The following is a 16,985-nucleotide window of genomic DNA, read 5'->3' on the forward strand; positions in this document are numbered from 1 at the left end:
TTCAAACGCTTGCTTAGTGCTATACAATTTAAAGCCGCATTAACTCTTCTCTATTAAGCAATAGTAGAAACCGTCATGGCTATTTTGTTTTGGGAATAATTGGATTCCGTGACTCACCTTTTTACCCCAAGGTACATCAAGCATGATTTCTTTAGCGTTTTGAGTCTTGCTTAAGAAGCTCGCCATTTGTTGTTCGTTCTCTTCAGGCATAAGTGAACAAGTGGCATAAAGCATTCTTCCACCGGGTTTTAGTGTTAACCAAATTTGCTCAATTAACTGTTTTTGAATAGTGACGAGTTCATCGATATCAGCAGGCTTACGATTAATTTTAATGTCTGGATTACGACGAATCACACCTGTGGCAGAACAAGGAACATCTAATAAAATTTTATCGAATTCGACTTTGTCCCACCAAGCGTTGAGATCCCCTGAATCAGCACAAATTAACTCTGCATTAAAATTGAGCCTTTCTAAGTTTTCTTCTATTTTAGCCAAGCGCCATGATTCTAATTCAATGGCTGTCAGATGAATGTCCGCACTTTCTAGTAAATGGCCAGTTTTACCCCCCGGAGCAGCACAGGCATCGAGTACTTTATCTCCTTGTTTTGGCGCCAAAATAAAGGCACTAAGTTGAGCAGCCTCATCCTGCACACTCATGTCACCATCAAAAAAACCAGGTAATGACTGTACAGATACGGCTTGATTCAAATAGATAGCTGACTCAGAAAACTCACCTTTCTCACTTTCTATACCCTGCTTAGATAATTTTTCCATTTGTGTTTCACGTGAAACACGAGACAAATTAACTCTTAGGCACATAGGAGGGCGAGCGTTATTTGCTGCGACAATTTGCTCAAAGTCGTTAGTCCAATGCTTATTGAAACGCTTTAGAATCCATTTAGGGTGAGCGTGAGCAACAGAAGGCATCTCTTTCAGGATGGCTTTAATATCATCTGCTTCTCTTAAGTAGCGTCTTAAAATAGCGTTAACTAATTTACCTGCCCAAGGTTTGCCAATTAGCTTAGCACTTTCGACAGCTTCATTTACGGCTGCATGTTCTGGTGTATCCATATAATCTATCTGATACAAGGCAACTAAAATGGCAGCATATACATCGTAATCCTTTTCTTGGAAAGGCTTATCTAACATGTGTAAAGCAAAGCTATTCAACTTTGGATAATGGCGACTTACCCCAAAACAAATCTCTTTTAATTGTGGGATATGCTCAGCTTTAACATCAGCTTGTTTGCGAGCTAATTGGGTGCTCAAAGAGCCCTTGTTGAGAAGGATACTTTCAAGTATTCGAATGGCAACAAGTCTGACACTGCTAACTTTTTCGTTCATAATTTTCACTTACAAGTTAATTATCTAGCCTAGTAGTCCTATTAGCTGCTACTAGGTTAGACAAAAAATTAGCCCCCTATTTGACTGCCAACAGTAAAGGCTGTTTTAAACTTCCCGTTTAAAGCATCTCGAATAGCAAGCCGTTTGCCCCCTGGAAACTGCACCATTTGTAAGGCAATTGATCCCTCTTGAGCGGCAACGATAACACTATCCTTATTTATCTCTATCACAGTACCTGGCTCAAATGAGTTCACTTCTAAGCTATGAAGGCTTGCCTGATGTATCTTGATATTACCTTTTTCAGTTTCAAGATAACTTCCAGGCCAAGGTGATAGACCTCTAATTTTACGCGCTAGGTCTGCTGCTGGTGTGTGCCAATCAATCAGACCTTCTTGCTTAGTTAACTTGCTTGCATAGTTAGCGAGTGCATCATCTTGTTTCTCAGCTTGATGCTTGCCTTCTTTAATTTGTCCAAGTGTTTCAACCAAGAGTGAGCCACCTAAAGGGGCTAGCCTGTCATGTAGATCAGCTGAGGTGTCGTCATCAAGAATGTCACAGCTGACTTTACTCAGCATATCACCTGTATCTAATCCCACATCCATTTGCATTATGGTGATGCCAGTTTCCTTATCCCCTTCAATTAGAGATCTATGGATAGGTGCAGCACCACGCCATCTAGGTAACAGGGACGCATGTACATTGATGCAGCCAAGCTTAGGAGTATCTAATACAGTTTTTGGAAGAATCAAACCATAGGCTGCTACAACCATGATATCTGCATCAAGGTTAGCAAGTACTTGCCTATCTTCTTCAAGTTTAAAGTTAAGCGGCTGATACACAGGAATCTCATGTGCTAAAGCTAATTGCTTAACTGGGCTAGCAACAAGTTTTTGCCCTCTTCCTGCTGGCCTATCTGGCTGACTATAAACAGCGATGACTTGATGATTTTCATTGTTAGATGAATCGATCAAGGCTTTGAGGCTGGCAGCAGCAAACTCAGGTGTACCTGCGAATACAATTTTTAATGGCGTTTTTTCTTGAGGCATATTTTGGCTCTTTCAATAAAAATCAGGCCGTAGCCTGATTTAAAAATGGGGGTATCGATTAGCCGCTGATTTACCGAATAAAGAGTCGGTGAGCTAAATCGAATAAAAGCTTTGTCTTAAGCACGCATGCGTTTTTGGTTTTTCACCAGTTTCGTTTTAATGCGGTTGCGCTTAAGTGGTGATAGATAATCCACCATAAGTTTTCCGTCTAGGTGATCTATCTCATGCTGTACACATACAGCAAGCAACCCAGTTACCTTCTTTTCAAACTCTTTGCCATGACGATCAAGAGCAATTACTTTTACTCTTGCTGCACGATAAATATGCTCATAAAAACCGGGTACAGATAGGCAACCCTCTTGCTCTTCATTTGGTGCATCATCTAGCACTTCAAATCTAGGGTTGATAAAAACCATAGGGTCATTTTTTTCTTCTGAAAAATCCATTACAACCACACGTTGATGAAAATCAACTTGGGTTGCAGCAAGACCTAAACCGTTTTGATCGTACATAGTCTCAAGCATGTCATCTATTTTGACTTGCAAGGCATCGTTAAAATCAGTCACAGGCTTGGCTACAGTTCGTAGACGTGGATCAGGATATTCGAGAACAGGTAGAACAGCCATTTTAAATTACCGTATAAATTAGTTAGTTTTCATTTCCAACATATTGAATAGCGCTTGAGTCTTAAGTAAATCTATAGCAAAAGCATGATTCAAATACATAGGAGTTAGATCAAAATATATTCTTATTATTGTACCGTATGTGAATTAATAGAGTAGTGTTTTACACCCTATATCGAATAATTATTAATGATAAAGCCCATTAGTTCACCTCTCCCATAAGAGTAAATAGACGCAAGGAATGCGCTAAATGGAAAATACACAGGAACCAGTATTATCAGGGGTCACTTGTTTATCGAAGCAAGACTGGCTCACACTAAGTTTTATTAAAGGTGTTGGGCCAGCCAGATTAGATAGGCTTTTTACTTACCTTATCTCTTTTGAACAAGAGGTAAGTAGGTTAAGTCATAATTACTCGGCTAAAAGATTAGTGAGTTATGAGTTGCTCATTCAACTAAAGTGGCCAAGTGAAACCGCCAATAAAGCCATTACATATATCGCTCATGGTTGGTTAGACGATGAGACAAAAACTCAGCTTAATCTAACTTTAGATTGGCTGGATCAAAGCCCTCTTCATCACTTGGTATTTCGTGGAGAAGATGCTTACCCTAGTAGCTTAAATGAAATACCAGTGGCACCACTCTTTCTATATATCAAAGGTGATCTCACTGCATTAGCTCTTCCTCGCCTAGCAATTGTTGGTGCCAGAAAAGCGACTGCCTATGGTTTAGATACCGCGTTTAATCTGGCTCAATCTTTAGCAGAACAAAGGGTTAGCATTGTTAGTGGTGGAGCAATAGGGATTGATACGTCAGCTCATCAAGGCGCACTGAGTATTCAAGGGAGTAGTATTGCTGTTATGGGAGCTGGTTTACTCAACCTTTACCCTAAACATAATACCTCGCTTTTTCATTCTATTATTGATCATCAAGGCTGCTTGTTAAGTGAATACCCTCTTAAAACTAACGTTCAGGCGAGGCTCTTCCCTGCTCGTAATCGCATCATAAGTGGTTTGAGTTTAGGAGTGATAGTGGTGGAAGCAAGCTTTAAAAGCGGTTCACTCATCAGTGCTAATTACGCCTTAGAGCATGATAGAGAAGTATTTGCTGTGCCTGGTCGAATTATCGATCCTGCATCAGCTGCCTGTTTAGATCTTATCAAACAAGGCGCTAAGTTAATTACCTGCGCTGAGGATGTATTAACTGAGTTTCCTATTCTCAAACGTGAGCCCCAGTTGCTTGCTCAAAAGCAAAATGATCTTAATTTTAAGCAAGATAAGAATGTGTACCCTAGGCAAAAAGAGAGTATGAAACCTCATGTTTCACGTGAAACACGGATCGAAAAACAAGTTATCCCCTCCTCTGTTTGTGTTAAATCACTGCCAGAAAAAGCTCAACTCCTTTTAAGTGAAGTAGATGATTGTCTGGTTCAAAAGGGTATGAAGAATGAATTTGAACTAGATCAACTAGTAAGCTTAAGCGGTTTTACCATTGATGAAGTTATGCAGATTTGTATGGAATTAGAGCTAGCAGAAATACTTGACCCACTCATTACTGGATACGCTCGGCGGCTCGAATCTAGTCGTTAGTTGTTTTTATTCACCTCGCTAAAGCTTTTTTTTCTTCTATTTTTTTGTGCTTTTAAAGCCCATTAGAGTTAAAGCCATTAGTGTATTTGAAGTTACAGTTTTTAAAAGGCAAGGTTGAGAACGAAATGATGAGGCTTTGAGCTGAGGTAGAGAAATAACGAAAGACACTATTACTTACTATGGGAATAAAACGAAAGAACAAAAAAAACGGCTTATTGTTTTAAGCCGTTTAATTGTTTTAAGCTGTTTAGCGGCTGAGGTTTACTAACAAGTTAAAAAGTTAGTGACCGCCAAAGATGTCATTTTTGAGCTGCTTAATATCGCGACGCTCTTTCTTGTTGGGTTTATGATCTGCCATGATACGACCCCCTAGTGATTTATGTTCTAAGGCACGACGTTCACGCTTCTCTATCGATTCTTCCGTTTCTTCGTATAAGAGCCTTGCTTCAGGTGCGCCTCGGCGCTGTTCACTGATAGCTTTGATGATGAGGGTCTTTTCATCCCAACCTAATCTTAAAGTGATCGTCGCCCCAACTTCGACATTGCGACTCGCTTTACCTTTACTGCCATTGTAAGAAACCTTGCCACCGTCAATTGCATCTTTACAAATAGAGCGTGTTTTGTAAAAACGTGCGGCCCAAAGCCATTTATCTAGTCGAACTGCTTGTGATTTTGGTTGTTTTTCTGGTTTACTCATACAATGATTATTCACTTTAAATTAGGTTGATAACAGTTAGCTTAGCTTTACTGTTAGATTTCTAACATTGACCACATAATCTAATTTACCCTCAGCGTTAATGTTTAAGCTGTTAATGTTTAAACAAGGTTTAGCCAAACACTTTTGATGTGAGAGATACTTTGAGGCCTTTATGCAGGATGTAATTAGCCACCCGTTTTATCTAGCGTTACAAGAAATTATACATGATGCAGCGGATGCCATTATGGAAATTTATCAACGCTCAGATTTTGGCATAGTTCAAAAGGCAGATGATAGTCCAGTGACGGCTGCAGACTTAGCCGCACACAATATTATTGTGGCTGGATTAAATAAGCTGACACCTAACATTCCTGTGTTATCAGAAGAGAATGTCATCCCCTATCAAGAACGTAAAGACTGGCCTTTATTATGGGTGGTTGATCCGCTAGATGGCACCAAGGAGTTTATTAAGCGTAATGGCGAATTCAGCATTAATATTGCCTTGGTCGAAAATCATAAAAGCATCTTGGGGATGGTTTACTTACCCGTCACTCAAGAAGGTTATTTCGGTGTCACAGGTGACTGGCAAGACATGGAAAAAATGGCCGTTAAATGGACTGAAGATGATACCCAAGTGTTGCAAATCCGTGTTCCTAAAACACCGCTTATTGCGATGACAAGTCGCAGTCATGGCCCTAACCTGCCAGACTCATTAAGGGAAATCCTATTAGAAGAGTTTGACCATATCGAAGAAATTGCCAAAGGCAGTTCGATTAAAGCCTGTCGCATCGCCGAAGGAGAAGCCGATCTACACCTGCGTAGAGGGCCAACTTGTGAATGGGATACGGCAGCATCTCAAGCTGTGGTTGAAGCCGCTGGGGGCGTTCTCATGAGCTTTAACGGTGAACCTTTTAGGTATAACGCCAGAGAATCTTTACTGAATGGTCATTTTTTAGTGACAGGGTCTGAACTTATGCCAGTGATTTTGAATTGGTATTTAGAACAAAACTTATCCGAAGATTAGCTTCCCTTTAAAACTAAGTTTAAAGCCGTCAAAATAACGGCCTTAAACCTTGCTTTAAAATAGAGCGAACAAATATCAAATACGTGTGCTTCAAGCATAAAAAGTAAGTGACTATTTACTTATATAGTCACTTACTCATATTCAAAACTACTCTTGTAAGATTCTTTTCTTTTACCCTTTAGTGTGCAAACAGCGCCGCAGCAGGGTTAGGGAAATCTGTAATACTACCTGTACCAAGCTCTGCCGCTAAGCCAACAGACTCATGCAGACTTGGGTGAGCGTGAATCGTTAAAGCAATATCTTCTAGTTCAGCACCATACTCAATGGCTAAGGTTAACTCCCCTAGTAACTCTCCCGCATGCTCTCCAACTATGCCTGCACCCAAAATCTTCTGAGTGTCAGCATCATAGATTAACTTGGTTTTACCATGCTTTATTTCTGCCGCTATGGCTCTGGCACTTGCCTTCCAAGGAAAACTCGCCACTTTAAAATCTAAGCCTTCAGCTTTGGCTTGTATCTCAGTCATGCCTACCCAAGCCACTTCTGGATAAGTGTAAGCTATGCCAGGAATTGCTTTAGCTTGGAAATAACTCGCCTTACCTGCAATGACCTCAGCTGCAATATGGGCTTGATGACTCGCTTTATGTGCCAGCATTGGGCCATAAGTAACATCGCCAATTGCAAAGATATTAGGCAGGTTGGTACGGCATTGATCATCAATTAAGATAAAACCTCTAGCATCAATTTCGACACCGATTTCTGGAATACCTGCTAATTTACCATTTGGACTACGCCCAACAGCAACTAAAACGGCATCAAAATTGTGGGTTTCAAGTTCGCCTTTGGCATTTTTATAATCAACAACCAAGTGTTCAGGTTGGCTTTCTATCTTGGTTACCTGAGTATTGGTTAGAATATTAAAACGACCTTTATTCGCTTGCTCAAACACCTTCACTAGATCCTTGTCGGCACCAGCCATAATTTGGCTAGACATCTCCGCTACACTGACTTGACTACCTAATGCTTGGTAAACCGTAGCCATTTCCATACCGATAATACCGCCACCTAAGATAAGTAAGCGCTCAGGTATTTCTGCAAGGTTCAATGCAGTCGTTGAGTTTAAAATGCGTTTATCTTCATAAGGGATAAAAGGTAAACGAATATTCTTTGAACCTGTTGCTAAAATAGCCTGTTGGAATGTCACAGTTAATTGACCATCAGTGCCATTTAATAACAAAGTATTAGCACTGGTTAATTGCCCTTCACCTTGCAGTACTGTGATCTTACGTTGCTTAGCCATAAGGCCAAGGTTAGACGTGAACTTGTTGACCGTATTGGTTTTAAACTCTCTTACCTGATCAAGGTTTACCTTGGCTTCCCCTAGCTCTACACCAGAAACACTAGGCTCTTGTGTACTGCGTATTTGACCTGCTACATGCAACAATGCTTTAGAAGGGACACAGCCTACGTTCAAACACACCCCACCAAGAGCCGCATACTTCTCGACTAATACAACATTAAGCCCTAAATCAGCAGCCCTAAAAGCGGCGTTATAACCACCAGGGCCTCCCCCTAAAACCAAAACATCATAGTTAGTATCTGGGTTAAAACTTGTCATAACACCGCCTTTAAATTGCTAAAATTATGTTTTTTGATAAGCTTACCTATCAGTAGATAGATGAAATATAACTTGTATACTCAGATGGAGTCAATAAAATATCTATCAGTAGGTAGATAAAAATTCCAAGAGAATAGTTAGCGCTCTCCTCTAATAAAATAATAAGCACACGAGTATGAAACTTTTATGAGCAAAACAGAGAAAAAAGACACTAAAAGTCTAATCATGGATTTGGCAGAAAATGCCATTATTGAGGGAGGCTTTAACGCTTTTAGTTTTCGTGAACTAGCTGCTCAGATTGGCATTAAGAGTGCAAGTGTTCACTATCACTTTCCAACCAAGGGAGACCTTACGGTAAGTGTATTGAGACGCTACAAAGATAACTTCGCAAGTGAGCTTCCTTGTGTGGAAACAAGTCATGCTAGTGCTAATCAATTGCTTAATGGGTTTATTGATGGTTTTAAAACAAAAATCGTAGATAACCATAATATGAGTATTTGCACCATGCTCACCACAGATGTGCGCCAATTACCTGATGAAGTCCGTGAAGAGCTTGCAGACTTTTATCGCATCAAGCTTAACTGGCTAGGTTCTGTCTTCATGTTAGAAACCGGTATGGATGAAAAGCAGGCACAAATCAAAGCTTGCCAAATGTTAGCTAGCCTTCATGGGGCTTCAATCTTAGTGCAGGCCACAGGTGATGTGGAAAAATACGAAGATGCGGTTGGTTATTTAAGACAGTAAAAGGTTTAAAGCAAAAAAAAAGCCCCTTCACTTGATGAGTAAGGGGCAGAAACCGGAAGCTATAGGGATAGTTAAATCAGGTTGGGTGGTGCCTGACTTAAGCTTCCAATATTTGGCTAAAGACATACTAGGTGAGATAACGGCCGGCTTAAATTCAAGAAAACCAACCTAAAGTTAAGGCAGCACAAAACAATCCCTCATTCCCCCCCTACTTACTTGATCAAGCACACTAGAAGACAAGATGCTCAGAAAAAAGAGTCATGATTTAATTCAATAGATAAAGCAAAAGCATGGTATTTTAGGTACAGCTAAGGCTAACCTTTTTGCAGAAAAGAGCAGTTACTTCAGAGGCATTATGAGCACTAAGAATTATTCACTTGGACAGATTGGCGATTATGAAATTAAACAACTAAAGGTGTTTAAGACGGTTGTCGATTGTGGTGGATTCTCAGCCGCAGAAACGGCGTTAAACATAGGTCGCTCTACCATTAGTCTTCATATCTCAAACCTTGAATCACGTTTAAACCTAAGTCTGTGTAAGCGTGGCCGTGCTGGCTTTTCATTAACACAAGAAGGGCAAATCATTTACCAGATGACCAATGAGCTACTTGACTCATTGGAGGGCTTTCGAACCACGGTCAATAATCTTAACGCCAGCCTGACAGGTAAACTGAGAGTTGCTTTATCAGATACAGTGAGTCTTGATGAGCGTAGCCAGTTTCCTGATTTGATTCGTGCTTTTGGTGCCCAAGCCAGTGAAGTCATGCTGCATACCAATGTGGCGCCTATGGCAGACATTGAACGTATGGTGCTAAACGATGAGGCCGATATCGGTTTCATTCCTTACCATAGGCAATTAGATGGATTGAATTACATCCCTCTGTATCAAGATACTTGTTACCTCTACTGTCATGCATCTCACCCTTTAGTAAGCATGTCTGAAGCAGAGCAAAAGCAAGAGGTGAATCAATTCCCTACTACTCATGCAGGGGTGAAACCCCATGAAGGTATCAGTGCGCAGATTAATGAGATGAACCTTTCTGCTGTGTCTTATTTCTACGATACACGTTTAGCCTTAATTCTCTCAGGGCAATATATTGGCTTCTTACCTGACTTTTATGCGCAAGAGTATATTGATAAAGGGGAACTGGTGGCGGTATTAGCAGAACAAATAAACTATGACTTAGGCGTGGCTGTGATTAGCCGTAAAACGGCCCAACCCAATAAGGCCCGTGAGCTTTTCATTGATATCATTAGTAAGAAGTTTGCCTAATGAGATTAGTATTCTTTAGGTAAGGATTACTTTTTCGCTGCTTTACTTAAGCAACCTAGAAAGCACAAAAAAAGAGCCATAAGGCTCTTTTTTGAATGCTGGACTGACTCAATGGCTTAGGTTAATTCAGCAAAGCAAGCTTTAAGCATCGCCATACCTTCATCAAGGATATCGAATTCTGCTGTTAATGCCGGCAAGAAACGAATCACGTTACCACGGATACCGCATGATAAAAGGATCAAACCTTTCTCAGAAGCTTTTGATACTAACGCCTTAGTGAGTTCAGGGTTAGGCTGATTTACATCCCCATCCTTCACGAGCTCCAACGCTATCATGGCACCTGAGTTACGAATATTGCCAACGAGATCTGTATGCATTTCTTTAATGTCATGAAGATGTGTCACCATGTGCTCACCAATTTGAGTCGCACGCTCACATAACTTCTCTTCTTCGATCACATCAAAGACAGCCAAGGCCGCTGCGCAACCCACAGGTGAACCACCATAGGTGCCGCCTAGGCCTCCAGGAATGGGCGCATCCATAATGTCAGCTTTACCGACAACCGCGGCAATTGGAAAACCACCAGCAATACCTTTCGCTGCTGTCATCAAGTCAGCTTCTACTCCAGATGTTTCATGGGCAAACATGCTACCTGTTCGGGCAAAGCCAGTTTGGATCTCATCCATAATTAAGAGAATGCCATGCTCATCACAAATAGCACGCAGCGCTTGTAAGAACTCGGCTGGCGCTTGATAAAAGCCCCCTTCCCCTTGTACTGGTTCGATAATGATCGCAGCCACACGAGAAGCTTCAATGTCACAGGTAAAGCGCATCTTAAGGTCATTTAGTGACTGCTCAATGCTAACCCCATGATATTCATTTGGATAAGGCACATGGAAGATGTCAGATGGGAAAGGACCAAAGCCAACCTTGTAAGGCGCTACTTTACCGGTTAATCCCATGGTCATATTAGTACGACCGTGAAAACCACCATTAAAGGCGATGACACCAGGGCGGCCAGTATAAGCACGAGCGATTTTGACACAGTTCTCTACCGCTTCCGCGCCAGTGGTGACCAAAATACTTTTCTTAGGTGTTGGGCCAGGCGCCGCTGCATTTAGCTTTTCTGACAGCTCAACCGCAGATTCATAGGGGCTAACCATGACACAAGTATGAGTAAAGCGTTCCACCTGAGCCATCACAGCCGCTTTTACCTTGGGGTGATTATGGCCTGTGTTTACCACAGCGATACCTGCACCAAAATCAATATAGCGTTTACCTTCTACGTCCCAGACTTCGGCATTTTGTGCTCTGTCCACATAAACTGGTGCCATATTGCCTTGTCCGCGAGCCATGGCGTTTTCTTTTCTTACTTGTAAGTTAGCGTTTTTCATTGTCATCTCCGGTCTACTCGCCTTATTCAGCGAGCTGTCATTAGCTGTTTGCCTTAGTGATTTCCGGGACAGTATTAAGTGAAAGCTTGGCTTTAACTTAAACCACCCATGCATAGGTATTTGGTTTCAACATACTCTTCTATGCCGTATTTAGAGCCTTCACGACCACTGCCAGATTCTTTAACGCCGCCAAATGGCGCGACTTCACTGGAAATGATGCCTTCATTGATGCCCACCATGCCGTATTCAAGGGCTTCGGATACACGCCAGATGCGGCTCAAATTTTGGGAATAGAAATAAGAAGCAAGACCAAATGGGGTATTGTTTGCCATGGCAACGGCTTCTTCTTCGGTTTTAAAACGGAACAGAGGTGCGACTGGCCCAAAGATCTCGTTATGGAAAATATCCATATCTTCAGTTACATCAGTGAGTACGGTCGCTTGATAAAATTGGCTACCTGCTTGGCTGGCTTTATCGCCACCCGTTAGAACCTTCGCCCCTTGTACCACAGCACCATTTACCAACTCTTCTACCTTGTTAACCGCTGCTTGGTTAATAAGCGGCCCAATAGCAACGCCAGCTTCTTGGCCATCACCCACTTTCATCTCAGCGACTTTGGCAGCAAGCTTGGCTGCAAACTCGTCATAAATACCTTCTTGGATCAGCATGCGATTGGCGCAAACACAGGTTTGGCCTGCATTACGGTATTTAGAGGCAATAGCACCCTCAACCGCCGCATCGATATCTGCATCATCAAATACGATAAAAGGTGCGTTACCACCCAATTCCATTGAGGTACGTTTTACGGTTTGAGCACATTGGCTAAGTAGTAACTTACCGACAGGGGTTGAACCGGTGAAACTTAGCTTGCGAATACTTGGGTGGCTAGTCAGTATGCCGCCAATGTCAGCCGCATTTTTACCCACAACCACATTGATAACCCCTGCTGGAATACCTGCTTGATGGGCAAGCTCTGCTAAAGCGAGTGCGCATAAAGGCGTTTCGTCAGAAGGTTTGATCACTATGGTACAACCTGCAGCAAGCGCTGGGCCTACCTTGCGAGTAATCATGGCGATCGGGAAGTTCCAAGGGGTCACAGCTGCAACAACCCCCACAGCTTGCCTGATCGTCATGATGCGTTTGTCTTTGGCAAAAGTCGGGATAGTATCGCCGTAAATGCGACGCGCTTCGTCAGCAAACCAATCAATAAAGGAGGCGCCATAAGCGACTTCGCCTTTTGCTTCGGCTAAAGGCTTACCCTGTTCTAGTGTCATCAAGAGAGCTAAATCTTCTTGGTTATCCAAGATAAGCTGATTCCAGCGACGTAGGAGTGTTGCACGCTCTTTTGCAGTTTGTGCTTGCCAAGGTTTAAGTGCGGCTTCTGCTGCAGTCACTGCGTCCTGTGTATCGCTAGCGCCAAGGTCAGCAACTTCTGTTAAAAAGGCGCCATTGGCTGGATTGGTAACGGCAAAGCTTTTGCCTGACTGGGCACTTACCCATTGGCCGTTAACATAAGACTCTTGTTTGAAAAGGCTTTGGTTCGCTAAATTAATTGCTGTTTGTGAAGTTTGCATCGTCTACTCCAGACTTAAATTCTTATCTCAATGTCTATGGGTCAGAATTTATGTTTCTAAATTCGATCATAGGGTTTAGGTACATTGATAATGACGTGTCTTCGATACTAGTCAAAGCTAAAGCGAAAGAAGATGCTGTTAAATCGCTTTAATGTTTGATGAACTTCAAACTTTCATAAGCACACACTAGGTTTAGTTGCCGCGCTTCCTTGCTTTATGACAGGATGAAACATTAACCAAACTTACGGGGAAAGCGCATGGACCAAGATATTAGCCTGTTAAATACTGCCATTGGTCCTGTAATGAGAGGGCCTTCAAGCTCCCACTCTGCTGCGCCTTATATCGCACCATACGTGAGTTATCTCTAGGACCTGATGAGCAGCTTATGGGGGTAAATATTTACTTTGACCCTGCTGGCTCATTTGCTCAGGTATATCAAAACCAAGGCAGTGACCAAGGCTTTGCGGCAGGCCTTTGTGGCTTAGCTTTAATGTCGCCTGAATATGCTGAGGTATTAAAACAGTTAGAAACCACTGGCTTACCTCGTTTTGAAATATCCTTACAAACACTTGAATTGAATGAGCATCCAAACCGCGTTGATTTAAAAATAGAAATTGCGGACGCAAAAGGAAATATAAGGTGTGATACCTATGCGGCAGTATCAACCGGTGGCGGTGTGTTTAGTGTTGATAAACTGAATCAACACAGGCTTAGATTAAAGGGAAAATGTGTCAGTATTTTGATTGAGCATCATGGCTTAGAGGACGCTGAGCTATTAGCTAGTTTGGCTAATAAAGCGAAAGCAATAGATATCTATCATGAAGAAAACCTAGTACAGATTGATCTTGAAAGTGCTCTCCCGCCCCCTGTGTTTGACAAAATTCAGTCTTCACCCTTCGTGGATAGAGTCCGCCAAACTCAGCCAAGACAATATGCCAGTATCAATGAAGAAGTGCTTTATTCCTCTCTAGATAAGATATTGCATGACGTGAAAGACGAGGCCCACCTTGCAGATCTTGCCTTATCCTATGAAGCCAGGCGTTTGCAGCAGAGTCATTCTCAGGTAAGAAACTACTTTATCCAAAGGCTAGATATCATGCTGTCTTCGGTGGATGAAGGATTAAACAAGCAAACAAAAAGCATGCGTTTTTTACCCGCCTCTGCCCAGTCTTTTGCTCAAGCAGAACTACCTTCGGCGATGCAATCTGGTTTTATGAAAAACGCCATAGCAGGTGCCCTTGCTGTGATGGAAGTTAGCAGCAGTCGAGGTGTGGTTTGCGCGGCCCCAACGGCGGGCAGTGCAGGTATTGTCCCCGGATGCCTTTACGCTCTAAAGCAAGAAGGTGCCAGTCAGGATGAGCTAGTCCAAGTGCTCATGGTGATATCGCTTGTAGGGGCGCTATTCGCTGCAAGAGGTTCATTTGCAGCAGAAACTGGTGGTTGCTCGGTTGAAATAGGTGCTTCTGCCGCTATGGCAGCAGCAGGCATAGTACATTATTACCAAGGAAGTGCTCAGCAGGCATTTGATGCCGCGGCTATGTGCTTAATGAATACCCTAGGTTTAGTGTGTGACCCTGTGGGTGGTGAGGTCGAAATTCCCTGTCATGCTCGTAATATTGCGGGTGTTTCTCACGCTTGGTCTGCCTCCATCGCAATTTTGGGTGGCTTTTCTGCAGTGATTCCATTTGATGAGCTGGTGGATAAAACCCAAGCCATAGGTAAACAGATGAGTAGTGATCTCAGGTGTACAGCAAAAGGCGGCTGTGCCACTACACCCTGTGCTCAGCAAATGGTTAGCAAAACACCAAACTAATACTCCATTATGATGAATTAGGCTTTTAGGCCTCCAGTGAGCTGGTTTATCAGCCCTGTTTTCGTATTATCTAACAAGGCTTTTTGGGCATCAGGGTCTGTGATGTTGCGGGCTATGGAAACCGTGCCGACTAAATTGACCATCAATTGCTGGGCTAGTGCTCTTGCCGCTACTATACCCTGTTTTTCTGCTGAATCATTAGTGTATTTGTTATTTGATTTTTCATTATTCGCTTCACCCACCATTAAAACTTGTTCTAATAATGCTTTGCTGAGTGTTTTTATCATGCCATTAAATACCGCTTCATAACTGGCTTTAACATGCTTGTCTCTATGGGCGATATCAGTACTTAAAAAAGCTAATGGACAAGGTGGAACCTCTTGATTTACATGCTCTAAACTTAAGTATTGTCGAATTAAATTTACTATCTTGGCTAAGGTTAAATCGCCACTTTCACGGGTAAAGAGAGACTGTTCTGCCGCACTTTTTATAGCCTCAGAATAAAGTGCACCCTTAGAACTAAAATGCGCATAAAAGGCCCCATGGGTCATCTTTGCATGCTTCATCACCTGACTAATGGAAACACTGTCATATCCTTGGCGACAGAAGAGATCAGCGGCTGCTCGTCGAATACGTTCACGGCTTTGCAGCTTATGGTCGGCTGAATAAGGCATTTGGCTTTCCTCTTTAAGCTGAGTACTTAAAATCTAAATATTATCTTGATCATATAAAGGCTTACTTTAGCATCTTCCCCATAGAATGAATAACCATGAGGAAAGACCATGCTTGATCGAATCGTAATAACTGGAATGGGACTAGTCTCACCTCTAGGCTGTGGTGTCGACAGCGTATGGCAGAAGCTGATCGCCAGTGAGTCAGGTATTCGTGCCCTTGATGACAACCTAAAATTAAATGATAGCGTGAGTACACGAATTGGTGGGCAAGTCCCAATCCAAGGTAAAAATGCTAAGGCTGAAGAATTTAGCAACGCCTTAGTGGAAACAGACTATATGTCGGCAAAAGAGCGTCGCCGTGTAGATGCCTTTACCCTGTTTGCTCTCGCTGCTGCTGATGAAGCCTTAACTCAGGCTAACTGGCAACCAACGGATCTAGAAGAGCAAGAAGCAACGGCCACCATAATTGCCACAGGCATAGGCGGCTTGCCAACCATTACTCACGCCAAAGAAGTACTAGATAAATCAGGGGCTAGAAAAGTATCCGCCTTTACTGTGCCTGCATTTTTAGCCAATTTAGCGGCGGGAAACGTGTCTATTAAATACGGCTTTAAAGGGCCCATAGGTACACCTGTTACGGCTTGCGCCGCTGGGATACAAGCTATTGGCGATGGCATGCGTATGATTCGCAGTGGTGAAGCAAAAGTCGCTCTAGTTGGCGGTGCGGAAGCCTGCATAGACTCTTTATCTTACGCAGGGTTTGGGGCGTTGAAAGCTCTCTCTACCAATAATGACAACCCACAAGGGGCCTCTCGCCCCTTTGATGAAAACCGCGAAGGTTTTGTGATGGGAGAAGGTGCGGGTTTGCTCGTTATCGAAACCTTAGAGCATGCCCTAGCTCGTGGCGCGACGCCCCTAGCTGAGATTGTTGGTTATGGCACCAGTGCCGATGCTTATCACTTAACGTCAGGTCCAGAAAGCGGTGAAGGGGCTGCCAGAGCCATGAAAGCCGCTATGAAGATGGCTCAGATAAGCCCAAATGATATTGGCTATGTGAATGCCCATGCGACCTCGACCCCAGTAGGAGATAGAGGGGAAATTAACGCTTTAAGACATGTTTTCAATGCTGAGGTATTTGCTGACGGAGTACAGGCTTTGCCTATCTCAGCCACTAAATCCGCAACGGGCCACTTACTCGGTGCCGCTGGCGGCATAGAGTCTATCTTCAGCGCCATGGCCTTGCGTTCAGGTGTGCTGCCTCCGACCTTAAATCTTGAAAATGTCGACCCGACTATGGCCGACCTAGACTTGGTTCCTAACCTAGCCAGAGAAAAGCAAGTAGAGCATGTGCTTTGTAACGGCTTTGGCTTTGGTGGTGTGAATGCCGCTTTGATTCTGAAGCGCTATCAGAGCTAACTGAATTCTAACTCTGTGAAAAACAAAGGCCTCAACTGAGGCCTTTGTTCTTTTTGCAAACCCTGAAATGATAAATGTCTGTTATCTTGCTCTCTTCGCTTTTCATCTTCCTGTGCTAATACCCTGCTTCTTCATTGAGTGTTAGACTAGCTGCCAT

At 42.8% G+C, this 16,985-nt stretch carries 14 protein-coding genes; 6 read left to right on the forward strand and 8 right to left on the reverse strand.

The window, feature by feature from the left end:
* Positions 1-39 precede the first annotated feature (39 nt).
* The 3 genes from rsmB to def all read right to left on the reverse strand — a co-directional run bounded on the left by rsmB (position 40) and on the right by def (position 3,016).
* Positions 40-1,344 (reverse strand): 16S rRNA (cytosine(967)-C(5))-methyltransferase RsmB, encoded by a 1,305-nt coding sequence (gene rsmB, locus TW85_RS02165; RefSeq protein WP_046015440.1) that lies wholly within the window; start codon positions 1,342-1,344, stop codon positions 40-42.
* Positions 1,345-1,412: 68 nt separating this feature from the next.
* On the reverse strand, positions 1,413-2,390 hold the full coding sequence (fmt, locus tag TW85_RS02170) for a methionyl-tRNA formyltransferase (protein ID WP_046015441.1): 978 nt from the start codon (positions 2,388-2,390) through the stop codon (positions 1,413-1,415).
* A gap of 116 nt (positions 2,391-2,506) precedes the next feature.
* Entirely contained in the window at positions 2,507-3,016 is a 510-nt protein-coding gene (def, locus tag TW85_RS02175) for a peptide deformylase (RefSeq protein WP_046015442.1), read from the reverse strand.
* A gap of 247 nt (positions 3,017-3,263) precedes the next feature.
* Between def and dprA the strand changes: the two genes are divergently transcribed.
* Complete coding sequence (gene dprA, locus TW85_RS02180; protein WP_046015443.1) at positions 3,264-4,601, forward strand: DNA-processing protein DprA; 1,338 nt, start codon at positions 3,264-3,266, stop codon at positions 4,599-4,601.
* Between the two features lie 280 nt (positions 4,602-4,881).
* Here the strand turns inward: dprA and hslR are convergent, their stop codons facing one another.
* On the reverse strand, positions 4,882-5,298 hold the full coding sequence (hslR, locus tag TW85_RS02185; protein WP_046015444.1) for a ribosome-associated heat shock protein Hsp15: 417 nt from the start codon (positions 5,296-5,298) through the stop codon (positions 4,882-4,884).
* 172 nt (positions 5,299-5,470) lie between these two features.
* On the opposite strand from hslR, the gene cysQ reads away from it, so the two are divergent.
* Positions 5,471-6,322: a 3'(2'),5'-bisphosphate nucleotidase CysQ gene (gene cysQ, locus TW85_RS02190; RefSeq protein ID WP_046015445.1), complete on the forward strand. Its 852-nt coding sequence runs from the start codon at positions 5,471-5,473 to the stop codon at positions 6,320-6,322.
* A 178-nt stretch (positions 6,323-6,500) separates the two neighbouring features.
* Here the strand turns inward: cysQ and lpdA are convergent, their stop codons facing one another.
* Positions 6,501-7,940 (reverse strand): dihydrolipoyl dehydrogenase, encoded by a 1,440-nt coding sequence (gene lpdA, locus TW85_RS02195; protein ID WP_046015446.1) that lies wholly within the window; start codon positions 7,938-7,940, stop codon positions 6,501-6,503.
* Positions 7,941-8,126: 186 nt separating this feature from the next.
* Between lpdA and TW85_RS02200 the strand changes: the two genes are divergently transcribed.
* A complete protein-coding gene (locus TW85_RS02200; protein ID WP_046015447.1) occupies positions 8,127-8,684 on the forward strand; it encodes a TetR/AcrR family transcriptional regulator in 558 nt (185 codons plus the stop codon).
* Between the two features lie 355 nt (positions 8,685-9,039).
* On the forward strand, positions 9,040-9,957 hold the full coding sequence (locus TW85_RS02205; protein ID WP_046015448.1) for a LysR family transcriptional regulator: 918 nt from the start codon (positions 9,040-9,042) through the stop codon (positions 9,955-9,957).
* A gap of 116 nt (positions 9,958-10,073) precedes the next feature.
* Here TW85_RS02205 and gabT read toward each other — a convergent pair whose 3' ends face one another.
* Positions 10,074-11,351 carry a 4-aminobutyrate--2-oxoglutarate transaminase gene (gene gabT / locus TW85_RS02210; RefSeq protein ID WP_046015449.1) on the reverse strand — a complete coding sequence of 426 codons (1,278 nt, stop codon included), beginning with the start codon at positions 11,349-11,351 and terminating at the stop codon, positions 10,074-10,076.
* Positions 11,352-11,443: 92 nt separating this feature from the next.
* Positions 11,444-12,925, reverse strand: coding sequence for an NAD-dependent succinate-semialdehyde dehydrogenase (locus TW85_RS02215; RefSeq protein ID WP_157196874.1), 1,482 nt, complete (start codon positions 12,923-12,925; stop codon positions 11,444-11,446).
* 385 nt (positions 12,926-13,310) lie between these two features.
* Between TW85_RS02215 and TW85_RS02220 the strand changes: the two genes are divergently transcribed.
* Positions 13,311-14,738: an L-serine ammonia-lyase, iron-sulfur-dependent, subunit alpha gene (locus TW85_RS02220; RefSeq protein WP_202904822.1), complete on the forward strand. Its 1,428-nt coding sequence runs from the start codon at positions 13,311-13,313 to the stop codon at positions 14,736-14,738.
* A 17-nt stretch (positions 14,739-14,755) separates the two neighbouring features.
* Here the strand turns inward: TW85_RS02220 and TW85_RS02225 are convergent, their stop codons facing one another.
* Positions 14,756-15,412: a TetR/AcrR family transcriptional regulator gene (locus TW85_RS02225; protein ID WP_046015450.1), complete on the reverse strand. Its 657-nt coding sequence runs from the start codon at positions 15,410-15,412 to the stop codon at positions 14,756-14,758.
* 108 nt (positions 15,413-15,520) lie between these two features.
* On the opposite strand from TW85_RS02225, the gene fabF reads away from it, so the two are divergent.
* The gene (gene fabF, locus TW85_RS02230) at positions 15,521-16,828 is read left to right on the forward strand and encodes a beta-ketoacyl-ACP synthase II (RefSeq protein ID WP_046015451.1); all 1,308 of its coding nucleotides are present in this window, start codon (positions 15,521-15,523) and stop codon (positions 16,826-16,828) included.
* Positions 16,829-16,985: the final 157 nt, after the last annotated feature.

This window comes from Marinomonas sp. S3726 (assembly GCF_000967665.1).
Taxonomy (GTDB): Bacteria; Pseudomonadota; Gammaproteobacteria; order Pseudomonadales; family Marinomonadaceae; genus Marinomonas.